The 13,616-nt window shown below is 74.8% G+C and carries 12 protein-coding genes; 6 read left to right on the forward strand and 6 right to left on the reverse strand.

Features of this window, described 5'->3' with window-relative positions:
- The first annotated feature begins 88 nt into the window (after nucleotides 1–88).
- Nucleotides 89–961, forward strand: coding sequence for a class I SAM-dependent methyltransferase (locus LZF96_RS08625; RefSeq protein ID WP_233868150.1), 873 nt, complete (start codon nucleotides 89–91; stop codon nucleotides 959–961).
- A 41-nt stretch (nucleotides 962–1,002) separates the two neighbouring features.
- Here LZF96_RS08625 and LZF96_RS08630 read toward each other — a convergent pair whose 3' ends face one another.
- Together LZF96_RS08630 and LZF96_RS08635 are read right to left on the reverse strand one after the other, a co-directional pair.
- The gene (locus LZF96_RS08630; RefSeq protein ID WP_233868362.1) at nucleotides 1,003–1,470 is read right to left on the reverse strand and encodes an NUDIX hydrolase; all 468 of its coding nucleotides are present in this window, start codon (nucleotides 1,468–1,470) and stop codon (nucleotides 1,003–1,005) included.
- A gap of 121 nt (nucleotides 1,471–1,591) precedes the next feature.
- Nucleotides 1,592–3,901: an RNA degradosome polyphosphate kinase gene (locus tag LZF96_RS08635; protein ID WP_233868152.1), complete on the reverse strand. Its 2,310-nt coding sequence runs from the start codon at nucleotides 3,899–3,901 to the stop codon at nucleotides 1,592–1,594.
- Between LZF96_RS08635 and LZF96_RS08640 the strand changes: the two genes are divergently transcribed.
- Nucleotides 3,888–4,883, forward strand: coding sequence for a hypothetical protein (locus tag LZF96_RS08640; RefSeq protein WP_233868154.1), 996 nt, complete (start codon nucleotides 3,888–3,890; stop codon nucleotides 4,881–4,883). The genes LZF96_RS08635 and LZF96_RS08640 overlap by 14 nt on opposite strands.
- Nucleotides 4,884–4,938: 55 nt before the next feature.
- Here LZF96_RS08640 and mshD read toward each other — a convergent pair whose 3' ends face one another.
- Entirely contained in the window at nucleotides 4,939–5,895 is a 957-nt protein-coding gene (gene mshD, locus LZF96_RS08645) for a mycothiol synthase (protein ID WP_233868156.1), read from the reverse strand.
- A 137-nt stretch (nucleotides 5,896–6,032) separates the two neighbouring features.
- Here mshD and LZF96_RS08650 point away from each other — a divergent pair, with 137 nt between their 5' ends.
- Nucleotides 6,033–7,850 carry a bifunctional UDP-sugar hydrolase/5'-nucleotidase gene (locus LZF96_RS08650; protein WP_233868158.1) on the forward strand — a complete coding sequence of 606 codons (1,818 nt, stop codon included), beginning with the start codon at nucleotides 6,033–6,035 and terminating at the stop codon, nucleotides 7,848–7,850.
- Between the two features lie 408 nt (nucleotides 7,851–8,258).
- Here LZF96_RS08650 and LZF96_RS08655 read toward each other — a convergent pair whose 3' ends face one another.
- Nucleotides 8,259–8,888 (reverse strand): NADPH-dependent FMN reductase, encoded by a 630-nt coding sequence (locus LZF96_RS08655; protein ID WP_233868160.1) that lies wholly within the window; start codon nucleotides 8,886–8,888, stop codon nucleotides 8,259–8,261.
- A gap of 133 nt (nucleotides 8,889–9,021) precedes the next feature.
- Between LZF96_RS08655 and soxR the strand changes: the two genes are divergently transcribed.
- Nucleotides 9,022–9,540 carry a redox-sensitive transcriptional activator SoxR gene (soxR, locus tag LZF96_RS08660; RefSeq protein WP_233868162.1) on the forward strand — a complete coding sequence of 173 codons (519 nt, stop codon included), beginning with the start codon at nucleotides 9,022–9,024 and terminating at the stop codon, nucleotides 9,538–9,540.
- Between the two features lie 306 nt (nucleotides 9,541–9,846).
- Here soxR and LZF96_RS08665 read toward each other — a convergent pair whose 3' ends face one another.
- Entirely contained in the window at nucleotides 9,847–10,875 is a 1,029-nt protein-coding gene (locus tag LZF96_RS08665; protein ID WP_233868165.1) for a LacI family DNA-binding transcriptional regulator, read from the reverse strand.
- A 42-nt stretch (nucleotides 10,876–10,917) separates the two neighbouring features.
- On the reverse strand, nucleotides 10,918–11,670 hold the full coding sequence (locus LZF96_RS08670) for a response regulator transcription factor (RefSeq protein ID WP_233868168.1): 753 nt from the start codon (nucleotides 11,668–11,670) through the stop codon (nucleotides 10,918–10,920).
- 455 nt (nucleotides 11,671–12,125) lie between these two features.
- Between LZF96_RS08670 and LZF96_RS08675 the strand changes: the two genes are divergently transcribed.
- Together LZF96_RS08675 and LZF96_RS08680 are read left to right on the forward strand one after the other, a co-directional pair.
- Nucleotides 12,126–12,392 (forward strand): MoaD/ThiS family protein, encoded by a 267-nt coding sequence (locus tag LZF96_RS08675; protein WP_233868171.1) that lies wholly within the window; start codon nucleotides 12,126–12,128, stop codon nucleotides 12,390–12,392.
- On the forward strand, nucleotides 12,389–13,240 hold the full coding sequence (locus LZF96_RS08680) for a hypothetical protein (RefSeq protein ID WP_233868174.1): 852 nt from the start codon (nucleotides 12,389–12,391) through the stop codon (nucleotides 13,238–13,240). The genes LZF96_RS08675 and LZF96_RS08680 overlap by 4 nt, the downstream gene beginning before the upstream one ends.
- The last annotated feature ends 376 nt before the right edge of the window (nucleotides 13,241–13,616 follow it).

Here is a 13,616-nt window from a genome sequence, read left to right on the forward strand (position 1 = left end):
ACGCGCGGGGTCGCCTACGGTGTCCCGGGCACGACGGGCGGGCGACCGCCCGGAACGGAACGCGCCGGGGCGCGGCGGGAGGGACGGCATGACGGGCGACACGGCGACCGACGGGAACGGCCGGGGCGTCGGCGGCACCGCCCGGTCCCGGTCCGGGAACCGCCCCACCGGCACCGTCACCCGGGGCACCACCCACCGCAACCGACTGCGCCGCATGGACCGCTGGATCGTCGCCGAACACGGCGCCGCCCTGCGCCGCTCCCCCCATCCGCCCCTGGCCGTGGACCTCGGTTACGGAGCGGCCCCGTGGACGGCGGTGGAACTGGCGGGACGCCTGCGCGCCGTGCGGCCCGACGTCCGCCTGGTGGGCCTGGAGATCGACCCCGCGCGGGTGGCGGCGGCACAGCCCTTCGCCACGCCGGGATTGGCCTTCCGGCGCGGCGGCTTCGAGGTGCCACCGGGGGGCGGGGACGACCCGACCGACCCCGCCGACCGGCCGCTGCTGATCCGCGCCGCCAACGTGCTGCGGCAGTACCCGGAGGAGGAGGTGCCCGCCGCCTGGCGGCTGATGTGCGGGCGGCTGGCGCCCGACGGACTGCTGGTGGAGGGCACCTGCGACGAGATCGGCCGCCGGCACGCCTGGGTGGCCCTTGGCCCGGAGGGGCCGCGCACCCTGACCCTGGCCGCCCGCCTGGCCGACCTGGGCACCCCGGGCGACCTGGCGGAGCGGCTGCCGAAGGCACTGATCCACCGCAACGTGCCGGGTGAGCCGGTGCACGCCTGGCTGCGCGACCTGGACCGCGCCTGGGCCGCCGCCGCGCCGTTCGGGGCGCTGGGCGCCCGGCAGCGGTGGCTGCGCACGGTGCGGTCGGTGGCGGCCGACTGGCCGGTGCGCGGCGGGCACACCCGGCACCGGCAGGGCGAGGTCACCGTCGACTGGTCCGCCGTCGCCCCCCGCTGACCCCGGCGGGCACGCCGGGCGGCACGCCGGGCGGCGGGCCGTCAGGCGGCGGGGCGGTCGAGGTCGCGCAGCGCGTGCACGGCCTCGTCCAGCAGTTCGCGGTCCTGCGGGTGGGTGAGGCGTTCGCGGGCGGCGGCCGGCTCCAGCCACAGCAGGGCGTCGATCTCGTCGTTGGGCTCGAAGGTCCCCCCGAGCGCCTCGGCGAGCCAGTAGCGGACCTCCTTGGGCCGTCCCTTCGCCGAGTAGTACTGGGTGGACAACGCGGGCCCCGGCACGCAGACCATGCCGGTCTCCTCCCGCACCTCCCGCACCGCCGCCGCCCGGGGCTCCTCACCGGGCAACAGCTTGCCCTTGGGGTGGGACCAGTCGTCGTACTTCGGCCGGTGCACCAGGGCGAACAGCGGCGGAGGCCACTCGTCGGTCCCACCGGGGACGGGATCGACCCCGGCGGGACCGTCGGTCCGGGCGTCACGCCACAGCACGCAACCGGCGGCCCGCACGGCCGGCACACCGGGCGCGGGGACGGTGCCCGGCGGATCCCGCTCCTCGTCCGGGGCGTGCGGCCGGGCGGTCGGCCGGCCCGCCGGGGACCCCGCCCGGGGGACCGCGTCGGCGTGGGTACCCGGCTCGTCAGGCGTTCCCGACACGTCGCTTCCTCCGCGACTCGATCAGCGTCTCCTGGATGTTGCGCAGTGGCTCGCCGTCGGCGTCCACCGCGTGCCGGGTCCACCCGGCGTCCGGCCCCAGGTGCCAGGAGGCGGTGGAGTCGGCGGTACCGGTGGCCAGCAGGCGGGTGAGCGCGGAGCGGTGCGCCGGGTCGGCGACCCGCACCAGCACCTCGATGCGGCGGTCCAGGTTGCGGTGCATCAGGTCGGCGCTGCCCAGCCAGACCTCGCTCTCCCCGCCGGCGGCGAAGGCGTACACCCGCGAGTGCTCCAGGAACCGGCCCAGGACGCTGCGCACCCGGATGTTCTCCGACAGGCCGGGCACACCGGGCCGCACCGCGCAGATGCCCCGCACCCACACGTCCACCCGCACGCCCGCCCGCGAGGCCCGGTACAGGGCGTCGATGATGCGCTCGTCCACCAGGGAGTTGACCTTGATCCGGACGCCCGCCGGGCGTCCCTCCCGGTGGTGGACGATCTCCCGGCGGATGCGTTCGATCAGCCCGTCGCGCAGGGAGCGCGGGGCCACCAGCAGTCGGCGGTAGGTCTCCCGGCGGGAATAGCCGGAGAGGCGGTTGAACAGGTCGGAGAGGTCTGCGCCCACCTCGGGATCGGCGGTCAACAGGCCGAGGTCCTCGTAGAAGCGGGCGGTCTTGGGGTGGTAGTTGCCGGTACCGATGTGCGCGTAGCGGCGCAGGTTGTCGCCCTCCTGGCGTACCACCAGCGACAGTTTGCAGTGCGTCTTGAGGCCGACCAGGCCGTAGACGACGTGGCAACCGGACTCGACCAGTTTGCGCGCCCACTTGATGTTGGCCTGCTCGTCGAAGCGGGCCTTGATCTCCACCAGCACCAGCACCTGTTTGCCGGACTCGGCGGCGTCTATCAGCGCGTCCACGATCGGGGAGTCGCCGGAGGTCCGGTACAGGGTCTGCTTGATCGCCAGCACGTCGGGGTCGGCGGCGGCCTGCTCGATGAACGCCTGCACCGAGGTGGAGAAGGAGTCGTACGGGTGGTGCAGCAGAACGTCCCGCTCGCGCAGCGCGGCGAAGATGTCGGGCGCGGAGGCGGACTCCACCTCCGCCAGGTCGCGGTGGGTACCGGCGATGAACTTGGGGTACTTCAGCTCCGGTCGGTCCAGGTCCGCGATGGCCTCCAGCCCGGTGAGGTCCAGCGGTCCGGGCACCTTGTAGATCTCGTTCTCGGAGATCTTCAGCTCCCGCACCAGCAGCTCGAGGACCTCGGGGTCGATGGACTCCTCCACCTCCAGGCGCACCGGCGGACCGAACCGGCGGCGCAGCAGCTCCTTCTCCAACGCCTGGAGCAGGTTCTCCGCGTCGTCCTCCTCGACCTCCAAATCCTCGTTGCGGGTCACCCGGAAGTGGTGGTGGGCCAACACCTCCATGCCGGGGAAAAGCTCCTCCAGGTGTGCGGCGATCACGTCCTCCACCGGCACGTACCGCTGTGGGGAGACCTCCTGGAAACGGGTCAGCAGCGGCGGCACCTTCACCCGGGCGAAGTGCTTGTGGCCGGTGGAGGGGTTGCGGACGACGACCGCGAGGTTGAGCGAGAGGCCGGAGATGTAGGGGAAGGGGTGCGCCGGGTCCACCGCCAGCGGGGTGAGCACGGGGAAGATCTTCCGCCGGAAGAGCGAGAACAGACGGGTCTGCTCCTGCTCGGTCAGCTCGGGCCAGCGCAGCAGGTGGATGCCCTGCTCGGCCAGTTCCGGCGCCACCCGGTCGTGGTAGCAGGCAGCCTGTCGGGTCATCAGTTCGCGGCTGTGGTTCCAGATGGTCTCCAGCACCTCGCGCGGCTGGTGGCCGGAGGCCGCCCGGGTGGCGACCCCGGTGGCGATACGGCGCTTGAGGCCGGCCACCCGGACCATGAAGAACTCGTCGAGGTTGCCGGCGAAGATGGCCAGGAAGCGGGTGCGTTCCAGCAGCGGGGTGGTGGGGTCCTCGGCCAGCTCCAACACCCGCTCGTTGAACGCCAGCCAGCTGCGCTCGCGGTCCAGGAAGCGGTTCTCCGGCAGTTCCTCGCGCTCGCCGGGACGCTCCCCGGGGCGCTCGCCGGGACGCTCCCCGGACCGACCGGCGCCGGCGGGACGGGGGGTGCGGCGCGGCGTGGTGTCCTCGCCGTTGGGCCCGCCGGCCGGGGCGGCGCCGGCGGTCCCGGCCGGCGGGGTCGGCGTGCCGTGCGTCCCGTTGCGGCGGACTGCGCCGGCGGCCCGCGAGGGCGGCTTGAGCGGCGGGGCGGAGGCTCCGGTGGGGGCCTTCACCGAGCGGGCGGGGCGCGCGGCGCCGACCTGCACGGCGGTCGCCGAGCGGGTGGTCCCGGAACTGTTGACGGTGCGGGAGGAGACGGCGCCCGGGCGGCCGGCGCCCGGGCCGGCGGTGCGCCGGGGCGTACGGGCGGGTCGCTCGGCGGGGGCGGTGTCGGACCCGGTGTCGGGCCCAACGGCGGGGTCGGCCGTGGGGTCGGCGCTCCCGACCTCGGGGCCCGAGCCGGCCCCGGCGGGGGTCCTCTCGCCCGACCCGGTCGCCTTCGCGGCCTTCGCCGGCTTCGCGGTCCCCGCCGGCTTCGCGGTCCCCGCCGGCTTCGCGGCCTTCGCCGACGCGGTGCCGCCCACGGACCTCGCCGGTTCGGCGGTCCCGGCGTCCTTCCCGGACCCCGTGCGCTTCCCGGTCTTCGCCGACGCGGCGGACTTCGTCGACTTCGCGGCCTTCGCGGCCTTCGTCGACTTCGCGGCCTTCGTGCTCCCGGTCGGAGCGGCGGATTTCGCCGTCGTGCCGTCCTTCGCCTTCCCGGTCGTCTTCCCGCCCCGGACGGCGGCGTCGGCGGTTCCGGTCGGCTCGGCCGATGTCCCGGCCCGCACCGCCGATCCCGCCTCCGCCGGGGCGCGGCCGTCCCCGACCGCGCCGTCACCGATGCTCGCGTCGACCGCGCGCACGGCACTCCGTGCCCGCGCGGCGGTGGTCCGGCGCGCCGGGTTGGCGACCGAGGCGGCCGTCCCGCCCGCACCGGCCCGCCGGGAGGCGCGCGCGCCGGCCCGGCGGGCCGTACCGGGGGAGGCCTCGCTCCGCCCGTCGTCCTTCGGAGGAACGCCGGTTCCGGAACCAGACGCGACGTCCGCCGGGCGGGAGGCCTCGATGGCCCCGACCGGCTCCGGGCCGGCTGGATCGGTGGGCTGCGGCTGCGCTTCCGGACTCATGCCCCCATTCTCCCGCCGTCACGGGAAACGCAACCCGTCCATCGTGTGACGTGCGGGTTTCCCGCACACCACGAGCGTGCGCCCCGGGTGTGCGCCCCGGCGCGTCAGCTCTCGGTGCGGTACATCAGGTCGATCTCGAAGGTGTGGAAACCGAGCCCCTCGTAGAGCCGCAGGGCCGGGGTGTTGTCGGCGTCCACATAGAGCATCGCGTGCGCCAGGCCGCGTCGCCGGGCCAGGTACTCCAGGCCGACGGCGGTCAGCGCCCGCCCCAGGCCGAGGTGCTGGGCGGTCGGGGAGACCCCCAGCACGTACACCTCGCCGAGGCCCTCGGCGGCGTGCACCTTCGTCCAGTGGAAGCCCAACAGTTCCTCGGGGTCGACGGCGCCCGCGCCGGCCGCCACGTCATCGGCGCCGCCCGCCGCCGGGTCGCGGTCGCGGACCGCGAGGAAGAAGCCGGCGGGATCGAACCACGGTTCGCCCATTCGGGCGTCGAGGTCACGACGGGTGAGCCCACCCTGTTCCGGGTGGTGGGCGAAGGCGACGGCGTTCAGCTCCAGCCACGGCTCCTCGTCCCGGCCCGGCTCGAAGGTCCGCAGCCGCACGCCCTCCGGCAGGCGGGGTTCCCCCGGACGGAGGCCGCCGAGCGGGCGGCGCAGCTGCCGCAACTCACGGAAGAGGATCATGCCGAGCGCCTGCGCGAGGTGGCGGGCGGCGGGATGCCCACCGTGCGCCCACACTCGCAACCGGCGGCCCGAGGCGGTCAGCAGCGCCTCGCCCAGGACCCGGCCGTACCGCCGGCCCCGGTGATCGGGGTGGACGACCAGTTCGGCGGAGGCCGCCTCGATGGGATCGGTGCCGTCCAGCAGCGCGTACCCGACCAGGGCGCCCTCGCGCCACAGCAGCAGGTGACGGACGCCCTCCCGCCGACCGCCCCGCAGCAGCAGCCGGCTCTGCTCCGACAGGGGTGACCTGCCGTCGACGGTGAGGGCGGCGTCGATCACCCGCCCGATCTCCCGGATGTCCTCCGGTGACAGGTCCTCCAGAACCACGACATCGCTCATGCCGGCACTCTACGGGCGGACGAACGCGTTTCGGCAACCCGCTCGTTACGTGATTCCTCCTGACGTGCTACGCGCGTAGCGCTAGGCTTCGCCCGATCCTGCCTCAAACACGCCCCATCGAAAGGGACTTGTCCCCCATGTCAGGAGCATCCCCCACGCCCCGGCGCCGACGCCGCGTCACCAAGACCCTCGCGGTGGGCCTCGTCGGCGCGCTCGCCCTCTCCCTGCCCGCCGCCCAGGCGGTCGCCGGCGGCCCCGACAAGGGCCGGCCCGGCAAGCCGGAGAAGCCCGGCAAGCCCGGCCACACCGTCGAGTTGCAGGTGCTGGCCCTCAACGACTTCCACGGCGCCCTGGAGCCCCCCACCGGCTCGGGCGGCCTGGTCACCCATGAGCACGACCACGGCGAGCACGAGACCATCGAGGCCGGCGGCGTGGAGTACCTGGCCACCGCCCTGCGGGAGGCCCGCGAGGGCCACGACCGCTCGGTGACCGTCGCCGCCGGCGACATGGTCGGCGCCACCCCGCTGCTCTCCGCGCTCTTCCACGACGAGCCCACCATCGAGGCGCTCAACCTGCTGGAGATGGACGTCGTCGGCGTCGGCAACCACGAGTTCGACTCCGGCTGGGAGGAGCTGATCCGTCTTCAGGAGGGCGGCTGCCACCCGGTCGACGGTTGCTATGACGAGGGCCGCGAGTTCGAGGGCGCCGACTTCCCCTTCCTCGCCGCGAACGTCGTGCACGAGGACACCGGCGTGCCCATCCTGCCGCCCTACACCGTGCGGAACATGAAGGGCGCCAAGGTCGGCTTCATCGGCGTCACCCTCGAGGGCACCGCGAACATCGTCACCCGGGCGGGCATCGAGGGCATCGAGTTCCTCGACGAGGCCGAGACGATCAACCGGTACACCGGGGAACTGAAGCGCAAGGGCGTCAACGCCGTCATCGCGCTCATCCACGAGGGCGGTTACGCCCCCTCCCCCGCCCACAACCACGACTGCGATGCCGGCGGCGGGCTCTCCGGTCCGATCGTGGGGATCGCCGAGAACACCGACCCGGCCGTGGACGTGCTGATCACCGGTCACACCCACCGGCCGTACGTGTGCTCCATCCCGGATCCGGCGGGCAACGACCGGCTGGTCACCTCCGCCCAGTCCAACGGCGTGCTCTTCACCGAGCTGAACATGGAGTACGACCGGAAGAAGAAGGACATCGTCCGGGCGTCGGTCGAGGGCACCAACCGGGTCGTGCACCGCGAGCGGGAGCGCGCCTCCGACCTGACCGCGCTGCTGGACTACTGGCGCGACCTGGCCGGGGCCGTGGCGAGCCGCCCGATCGGCTGGATCACCGAGGACATCACCCGGGACCGCGACATCCCCGAGTCCCCGCTCGGCAACCTGATCGCCGACGCCCAGCTGTCCCACGCCCGGGACGTGGACCCGGCGGCGGCGATCGCCCTGATGAACCCGGGCGGCATCCGCACCGACCTGGTGTACGCGGCCTCCGGCGACGAGGGCGACGGTGTCGTCACCTATGGCGAGGGCTTCGCGGTGCAGCCGTTCTCCAACCAGGTGGTGCTGCTGGACCTGACCGGCGAGCAGATGGTGCGGGTGCTGCGCGAGCAGGTCAGCGGGCCGAACCTGACCGCCAACAAGATCCTGCAGCCCTCCGAGGGCTTCTCCTACACCCTCGACCTCGGTCGGGAGGGGGCCGACCGGATCGTCGCCGACTCGGTGACCGTGGACGGTGAGCCGCTGGACCCGTCCGCGACCTACCGGATCGCGGTCAACTCCTTCCTCGCCGGCGGTGGCGACGGGTTCCCGACCCTCGCCGAGGGCACCGACGTCGTCTACGGCGGCCTCGACCTGGACGCCCTGATCGACCACCTGGGCACCGTCTCCTCCCCGGAGAGCCCGCTGACCGCGCCGGCCGCCGACCGGATCACGGTCATCCGCTGATCGGTTGATCGACACCTCCGGTCGAGGGGGTGGTGCCGGACCCTCCCGGTCCGGCACCACCCCCTCCGCCGTTCGGCGGGACGTCCGTCCCGGACCGGCGTGCCGGCGAGGTGACGCCGGAGACCGGTGTGCCGCCGCTCCCGCCGGGGCTCCGGCCCCGGCGGGAGGGATGACCGGTCGGCACCGGCTCCGGAAGGATGACCGCCATGCCGCATCTCGTCGCCCCCGTCCTGACGCCGGGCCGGCTCTCCGCCTCGCCCCGGCCCCGCGTCCGGGCCGACGGGCTGCCCCTGCGCCCCCACCGACCCGACCGGCGACGGGTTCCGCGAGCGGGGGTCGGACCCCGGGTTCCCCGCACCGCGGCCGGGCGAGGGGCGCGCGGGGTGCCGCGCGCCCCGGGGGAGGTCATCAGGAGGTGAAGGGGCGGTGGGCGCGGGCGGCTCGCAGGGCATCGGCCCACCAGACGAGGCGGTCGAGCATCGCGGTCGCCGCCGCGTCACCACCCGGCCCCGGCGCCATCTCCGACGGGCCGTGCAGACTGACCGTCTCCCGCACCGTGACGGCGTGCAGTTCGGCGAATACCTGCCGGAGTTGTTCGACGGCGCGCAGCCCGCCGCCGCGCCCGCCGTAGGAGACGAAGGCGATCGGCTTGGCGTGCCACTCGCTCCCGTACCAGTCGATCGCGTGCTTCAGCGGGGCGGGGAAGCTGTGGTTGTACTCCGGGGTCACGATCACGAAGGCGTCGGCCGCCGCGAGGCGCGCACCGAGGGCGGTGACGGCGGGATCGCTCGTCCCGGAGTCGGCGAGGACGGCGGGCAGGGGGTGGTCGGCCAGGTCGACCACCTCGACCTCCGTCCCCTCGTGGGCGCCGGCCCGCTCTGCGAACCAGCGGGCGATGCCGGGCCCGCGCCGGCCGGCCCGGGTGCTGCCGATCACGACCGCCAGTCGGAGGGGTCGGGGCCGGGTCGTCCCGGAATCGCGGGTGGGAGCGGTGGCGAGGGTGTCGACGGGAACGGTGCCGAGGAGCGCGGGGGCCATGGGGTCCTCCGATCGGTTCGGAGCCGGGGGCGGGCGCCCTCCGGCCACGGCCCCGGCCGGGTTCTCCCGCCGAGGGCCGTGGGGACCACCATGGGACTTCAAGTGGACTTGAGGTCAAGCTAGGCTCGGGGACATGACCGAAACCGTGCCGCGAAGCGCCGTACAGGATCCCGCTCCGGACCCGGCGGAGTACACCGCCCCCGCCGGGCGCCCACTCTCCCGCGAGCTGACCATCGGGCAACTCGCCGAGCGCAGTGGTGTGGCCCACTCCGCCCTGCGCTACTACGAGGACGAGGGGCTGATCACCAGCCGCCGCACCTCCGGCAACCAGCGCCGCTACCCCCGGGACACGCTGCGGCGGGTCGCCTTCATCCGGGTCTCGCAGAACGTCGGCATACCATTGGCCGCGATCCGGGCGGCGCTCGCCGAACTACCCGAGGGGCGCACCCCCACCCCGGAGGACTGGGCCCGGGTCTCCGCCGGCTGGCGGGCCGACCTGGACTCCCGCATCGCCGTGCTGGAGCAACTGCGGGACGGGCTGACGGAGTGCATCGGCTGCGGCTGCCTGTCCCTGAGCAGCTGCCAGCTCGCCAACCCCAACGACGTGCTGAGCCGCAACGGCCCGGGGCCCTGCCGGTTCGACTGCTCGTGACGGCCCACCCGGACGGAGGCGGGCCGGCCCCCGGTGACCGGCACCCTTCTCGGGGGTCCGGGGCCGGATGGCGAGGACCGGGCGGCGGTGCGGGCACGGGCGGTGTCCGGCGGACGATTCACCCCGACCCGCCCGCGACCGGCGGCCCCTCCCCCGGTACGGGACCCACCCCACACCGGGCAGCCCCGACGGCGCGGACTCCACGGGGTCCGGCCGGTGGCCGGCAAGGGCTCGCCGGAGGGCGCGTCGGTCGGAGCCGGGCCGACGGAGGAAGCGGCACCCGCCGGGGGCGCGGGCCCCGACGACTCAGGAGCAGCCGCAGGACCTGCGGATCCGCAGATCGACGGGGAACTTGCGGACCCGCTCGGCGGGCCCGGAGCCGTTCTCCTCGCCCTCGCCGGTGGCCAGCGCCACCGCCGCGCGGGCGATGGCCGGGCGGTCGGAACCGACGGTGGTCAGCGGCGGGTCGGTGAGGCCCGCCTCCTTGACGTCGTCGAAGCCCGCGACGGCCAGTTCGCCGGGGACGTCGATACGCAGTTCGCGGGCGGCCCGCAGGACGCCGATCGCCTGGTCGTCGGTGGCACAGAAGATGGCGGGCGGCCGGTCGGGGCCGGCCAGCAGGCGCAGCGCCACCTCGTAGGCGTCGTACCGGTTGAAGGGCGCGTGGAAGAGCCGCCCCTCGGTGGAACACCCGGCGGCGCGCATCGCCTGCCGCCATCCCTCCACGTGGTCGGTGACCGGGTCACCGACGGTCGGGGTGGTCTCGGTGCCACCGAGACAGGCCACATAGGGGTGGCCGTGGTCGAGCAGGTGGGCCACGGCCGCGCGGGCGCCGCCCACGTCGTCGAGGACGACCGCGACGTCGTTGTCCCCGAACGCCTCGGGGCGCTCGTGCAGCAGCACCACCCGGGCGTCCCACGCCTCGATCTCGGCGGCGGCGTTCTCGCTCGGCCCCTGGCCGATGAGGATCAGGCCGGAGACCCGCATCCCGAGGAAGGCCCGCAGATAGTGCACCTCACGCTCGTCGAGGTAGTCGGAGTTGCCGACCAACACCATCTTCCCGCTCTCGGCCGCCGCCTGTTCGACGGCGTGCGCGAGTTCGGCGAAGAAGGGCTGTCGGGCGTCGGGGACGATGAGACCTATCAGGTCGGTGCGCTGGGAGGCCATGGCCTGCGCGACCCGGTCGGGGCGGTACCCCAACTCCTTGATCGCGGCCAGGACCCGTTCCCGGGTCCCCGCGGCCACCGGGCGCGGTCCGTTGTTGATGACATAACTGACGACGGCGGTGGAGGTGCCCGCCAGCCGTGCCACATCGTCCCGCGTCACCTTGGCCACGGCGACAGTGTACGCACGGGTTCCGGCGCCCCCGGGGCCGTCTCAGGCCCGGCGGGCGGCCTGCTTGACGACCTCCTCGGCCTCCCGGGTCACGGCCCTGGCCTGCTCGCGCGCGGGGTCGCTCTTCTCCGGGACGACGAAGCGGTAACCGACGTTGCGCACGGTGCCGATCAGCGACTCGTGCTCGGGTCCGAGCTTGGCGCGCAGCCGCCGCACGTGCACGTCCACGGTGCGGGTGCCGCCGAAGTAGTCGTAGCCCCAGACCTCCTGGAGGAGCTGGGCGCGGGTGAAGACCCGGCCCGGGTGCTGGGCGAGGTACTTCAGCAGCTCGAATTCCTTGAAGGTGAGGTCGAGCACGCGGCCCTTGAGCTTGGCGCTGTAGGTGGCCTCGTCGACGGAGAGGTCGCCGTTGCGGATCTCCATCGGGCTGTCGTCGGTGACCAGCTGGCGGCGGCCGACGGCGAGTCGCAGGCGGGCCTCGACCTCGGCGGGCCCGGCGGTGTCGAGCACCACGTCGTCCACGCCCCAGTCGGCGGTGACAGCCGCCAGACCGCCCTCGGTGACGATGAGGACCAGCGGGCAGCCGGGGCCGGTGGAGTGCAGGAGCTGGCACAGCGAGCGGACCTGGGGGAGGTCGCGGCGACCGTCGACGAGGATCACGTCGGCGCTGGGGGCGTCCACCAGCGCGGGGCCCTCGGCCGGCGCGACGCGCACGTTGTGCAGCAGGAGCTCCAGGGCCGGGAGGACCTGGGAGGAGGGCTGGAGTGCGTTGGTCAACAGCAGCAGGGAACTCATGGCGGGTGGTTCCTTCCTCGGTCCCGGCGGTATGGACGACTTCGGAACGGACGTCTCCGACACGCCCCGGGCGACGCTGCCCGAAAAGCGCGAAAGGACCCGGTGTGGCATCGGTGCCCGGGCCCTTCTGGGAAACGAGCATAGCCCGGGGTGGCACCCTCGCGCAGGGTTCGTGTCACATCCCGGATACCCGGAGGGCACATTCCGTCGGCCCTTTCGTTCATCCGGCTCTCCCGAAAGTCCTCCCGAAAACGCTGTCGAAAGCCGCTCCGTGAGCCCCGTCGGAAAGCGTGGTCCGAGGACCTCCCGGGAGCGGTCGCGGCCCGGTGGTCGGCGGGGGCCGGCACAGGGGTGATGATGGGCGTTCGCGGCGCGGCGGGGCCCGTGCGGGGCCCGCCGCGCGTCGGCGGGACAACCGGGAACGGCGAACGGCACGGAAGGAACGGGTGGGCCGAATGGCGAGCGGCACGATCCGGTACTGGGCGGCGGCGAAGGCCGCGGCAGGTACCGCCGAGGAGCCCTGGCGGGCGGGAACACTGGCCGAGGCACTGGAAGCGGCCCGCGAACGGCACGCGGACCGGCCGGAATTCGCCCGGGTGCTGGCGCGCAGTTCGTTCCTGGTGGACGGGCGACAGGTCGGTTCCGGTGACCACGCCGGGGTCGTGCTGCGGGACGGGGGCACCGTCGAGGTGCTGCCGCCGTTCGCGGGGGGTGCCCGGTGAGCGACACCACCCGTTCGGCCGCCGGCGCCCCCGCCGTGGAGCGTGCCCCCGGTGCCCGGGCCGGCACGCCGGCCCCCTCCGCCCACCGCACCGGTTCGCCGATCATCCCGCCCGGTCCGAAGCCCGCCGTGCTGACGGCGGTGCTCGCCGTCCTGGTGGCGGTGCTCGCCCCGGTGGGCCAGTGGGCGGTGTTGCCGGCGCTGGTGGTGCTTCAGGCGGTGACGGCCGCCGGCTGGTTCCGTCTCAACGGCATGTGGCCGGCGCGGCAGGGCATCGCGCTGGCCTTCGCCGGTGGTCTGGCGGCCGACGCGGCCGTGCTGCTCGTCGCGCCGGGGCGGGCCGTTCCCGCCCTGCTGGGCGTGTTGGGCGTGTGGTTCCTGCTGGTGCTGGTCCTGCAGCTGCGGCACCGGGGCGGGGCCGACGAGCGACTGGACGCGTTGACCGCCACGTCGGTCTCCACCCTGTTGACGATCTCGGCCGCCGGTCTGCTCGCCGCGACCGCCGCGCACCCGGGCGCGGTGACGGCGGTGGCGGCCGGTGTGGCGATCGCCGCGCCGGTGCGCGGGGTGCTGACGGTGCGCGGGGTGGGCCCCGTGGTGGCGGTGCTCGCGGCGGCGGCGCTGGGCGCGGCCCTGGGCGCGAATCCGGGCGCGGGGGTGATCTCCTCGCTCGAGAGCCCTCCGGCGGCGGGCGCGGCGGCGGCCGGCGCGGTGTGCGCGCTGCTGGGGCTGCGGGTGGCGTCCTACGACTGGCCCTCGCGGTTCGTGCACTTCACCGCCGGGGTGGCGCTGCCGCTGACGGCGGCGGCGCCGGTGGCCTACGCGCTGGCCCGCTGGTTCGCGGCGTGACCGGGTGACCTCCGGCGCGGGTGTCACCCGGCGTCCACGGGTGTGCGGGGCGGGATCGGCCCGGTGGGAAACCGCCGGGCCGATCCCGCCTCTCCCGTATCCGGGGGCGGGGCCCGCCGGCCGGGGGCCCGCGGGGCGGGGAGCGGCGCCCGATCCGACGGCGAAGGCGCCTGCGGGCCACGCGCCGGGGCGCGGGGCGAACGGGGCCGGGGCGCGGGGCGCTCTCCCGGACCGTGCCCTCGTCGCCCGCTCCCCGGCCGTCGGGTCCCCCCGGCCCTCCCGGCGGATTCCCGGTGAGTCGAGCGAGTCCGCCCGGTTCGCCGGCTGCCCTCGCCGGGCCGCGTCGGGCGCCGCGCGGCGCCCTGTCCGGGCTCCT

This window comes from Streptomyces sp. ST2-7A (assembly GCF_021390475.1).
GTDB lineage: Bacteria > Actinomycetota > Actinomycetes > Streptomycetales > Streptomycetaceae > Streptomyces.